The 2,899-nt window shown below is 48.4% G+C and carries 2 protein-coding genes and 1 pseudogene; 2 read left to right on the forward strand and 1 reads right to left on the reverse strand.

What is annotated here, in order from left to right:
- Both ACN0IC_RS14860 and ACN0IC_RS14865 read left to right on the forward strand, forming a co-directional pair.
- A partial coding sequence (locus ACN0IC_RS14860) for a TOPRIM nucleotidyl transferase/hydrolase domain-containing protein (protein WP_416879556.1) occupies positions 1 to 590 on the forward strand: 590 nt, incomplete at its 5' end.
- Positions 577 to 2,397 carry a UvrD-helicase domain-containing protein gene (locus tag ACN0IC_RS14865; RefSeq protein WP_416879557.1) on the forward strand — a complete coding sequence of 607 codons (1,821 nt, stop codon included), beginning with the start codon at positions 577 to 579 and terminating at the stop codon, positions 2,395 to 2,397. The genes ACN0IC_RS14860 and ACN0IC_RS14865, both read left to right, overlap by 14 nt.
- Before the next feature lie 99 nt (positions 2,398 to 2,496).
- Here the strand turns inward: ACN0IC_RS14865 and ACN0IC_RS14870 are convergent.
- A pseudogene (locus ACN0IC_RS14870) lies at positions 2,497 to 2,899 on the reverse strand (CoiA-like domain protein); the annotation flags it as partial.

Raw genomic sequence — 2,899 nt, forward strand, 5'->3', positions numbered from 1 at the left:
CAGAGGGTGCAACTGAAGCTTCTGCTTTTCCAGTTGCGTGCCGTCGATTGGCCGAGTTGAATCCAGACGAATATTCCTCACTCGAAGCATTAGGCATCTGCACTATCGATGCAGCCAGCGAAACCAACATTCCCGGCATGGCGGAGCTTTATAAAGATTTGGGTAAGAACACGTTCGCGATTTGCGACAAACAGGGGCAGAAAAACAAGGCGCTCATCGAAGAACAAGTTGAGCTTTTGCTGATGCATGAAGAGAAAGGATTCGAGGACATGGTCCTAAAAGGCACAACATCAGCAGCCCGAAAAAGATTTGCTGCGGGATTAGAGTGGCCGCAACACTTGACGGAAAAATATCCGAATCCAACAACTTCTGCGCTTGCCTCATTGAGCGACTTTTTTAAATGGTCAAAAGGTAGTTGGGGAATTGCCGACTTTTTAGCTCAGTGCTCTGAATCGGAGATTCCGGAATGGCTTCGGTCTTCTGCACGCGAACTAAAGCAATATTGTTACCCATCAGACGAGGATCAAAATGCCGGTGACAATATTTCTTCAGAAGACTTTAATGAGGGTGGCCCAGATGGAGCTGACTGACGGCCAGAAGGAAGTAATGCGCTCCATTGGCCCACTCCTAGTGATAGGAGGCCCTGGATCGGGCAAAACCACCATCTCAATTCTGAAAGCCGCTCGAATCGCCCGAGACGAGCTGAAACCCGGTCAAAAGATCCTGTTCCTCAGCTTTGCCCGTGCCACAGTGTCCCGAGTTGTCGAGGCAATCGAAACCGAACAGGACGTACCTCGCGAAGACAAGAGATTGATTGACGTAGAGACGTACCACGCGTTTTTTTGGCGGGTGCTTAAGACACATGGCTATCTCATGGGATTTCCAAGAAAGCTGGAGCTTCTCGCTCCGCCTGCCGAAGCAATTGCGCTATCGGCCCTCCGACTTAAACACCCCAAAAAGCCAGCAACCGAAGAAGAAAAACAACATCTTTTACGCGAAGAGAATATTTATCGACTTAACTTGGCGAAAAACGAAGGTCAGATTTGCTTCGACCTTTTCGCACCCTCCGTCGCAACACTTCTTGAGGGTAGCGAGCGCATTCGCAAGCTTATCGGCTCGATGTACCCAGTCATCATTTTAGACGAGTTCCAAGATACTAATGTCGATCAGTGGAGGGTGGTCAAAGCCCTTGGTCAAACGTGTCGTTTGATAGCGCTGGCAGATCCAGAACAACGCATTTACGACTGGATAGGAGCGGACCCTGAACGCCTGGATCATTTTCGAACTACGTTCGGCCCGCAAGACATTGACCTAACCGATGACAATCATCGCAGTACCGGCACAGACATTGGGAAATTTGGAAATGACATTCTGACTGGTTGTTTTCGTCAACGCTCTTACAACGGGGTTGAGATTGTTCGCTATCCCCCCTACCCAGATCCAGCGATGAGCAAACTTGTTTCTGAAATCTACAAAGCTCGGAAAAGATTATTTAACAAAGACGGAGGCAACTGGTCTTTAGCAATTCTGGTACCTACTAAAAAGCTCACGAGACAAGTTTCTGAAGCTCTGCTCAAGCCCCCTGCTGGAATGCAGCCAATTCCTCACACCGCTTCGATTGAGATTGAAGCCGCGATTCTCGGAGCAGAGATAATCGCTTTTCTAATGCAACCCCCAGAGTACCAAGACCATCTGGAGGACCTGATCGCCTTGATGGTCAACTTCTATCGAGGAAAGAACGGGGACAAGCCCACCAAATCAGCGCTCGAAGAAGCAAACAAATTGCAGACGCAGTTTCTAGACTACCGGGAAAGAGCACAAAGAGGCCATACGATAAAAGCGAACAGCCCTCTAGTGAAAACGTTATCGACCCTAGCTCATATCAGAGACGAGGTAGAGTTCAGCGGGAATCCTCACGAAGACTGGAAATCAGTCAGAAACGCTCTAGAGACGGGTAAGTGTAAGCGACTCAATGAGATTGCAAAAGAGACAAGGAACCTCCGATTATTAGGCAGAGGAACAAGCTTCAGACAGACTCTTGGAGAGGATTGGCTTGAAAACGGCTCGTATCTTAACGCTCTCAAGATCACCAAGGAAGCGTTTGTCCGGGAACACTTCTCTAGTAACTCGAAGCCGGAATCTGGTGTGGTCGTCATGAACATGCACAAAGCCAAAGGTAAACAGTTTGATGAAGTAATAATGTTTGAAAAGTGGCTGGTGAAACCAAAAGGGCAACCTGCAATCAATACGGACCGCTATGTCCGTGGGAATTCACCAGACGCCGTTGACAGCCAGTCACTTCAAAACTTTCGGGTTAGCGTAACGCGAGGAAAGCAAAAAACTACCATTCTTACTCCTGGCGACGGTGAGTGCGTGCTACTGAAAGGGATTATCTAGGCTCAACATCATCAAAGATGTTTCTTTTGGCATGGAACATAAGACGGTTCAATCTCTCATCTACTCTGCCCAATTGTGTTCTATGCGAGGCCATTTAATTCATGGCGCAATTTGATGGGCATCTACCTGTGTCATTACATCGTGAATAAACTTGGCTTTATCGATCAAGCGAACGCACCGGAGATCGGAATCGTCGTAGGTTTCTAGCCGCGCCAGAAAGCCTTTACCAAAATCGATGTAAACTGGGCAGGCTGCATCAATCCATGTTTTCCTGGGTCGAATCCAATGGTATTGATGGTGGCCGCGATAGCTTTCCTCAAGCGCATCACGGACCTCATCAATGCCGTGTATACATCCAAAGGTAACGTCTTTTTTAGCGATCCTAGGATATTCTTCGCAAGCTTCTGACCATCGGAGAAAAATGCCTCGATTGGCTCCCTCCATCCCACGTTTTGCCTTTGCCCACACCAGGTCCCTAGCAAAATCTGCGTGGGGGTCAGGC

The sequence above is a fragment of the Litorimonas sp. genome (assembly GCA_029936425.1).
Classification (GTDB): Bacteria; Pseudomonadota; Alphaproteobacteria; order Caulobacterales; family Maricaulaceae; genus Litorimonas.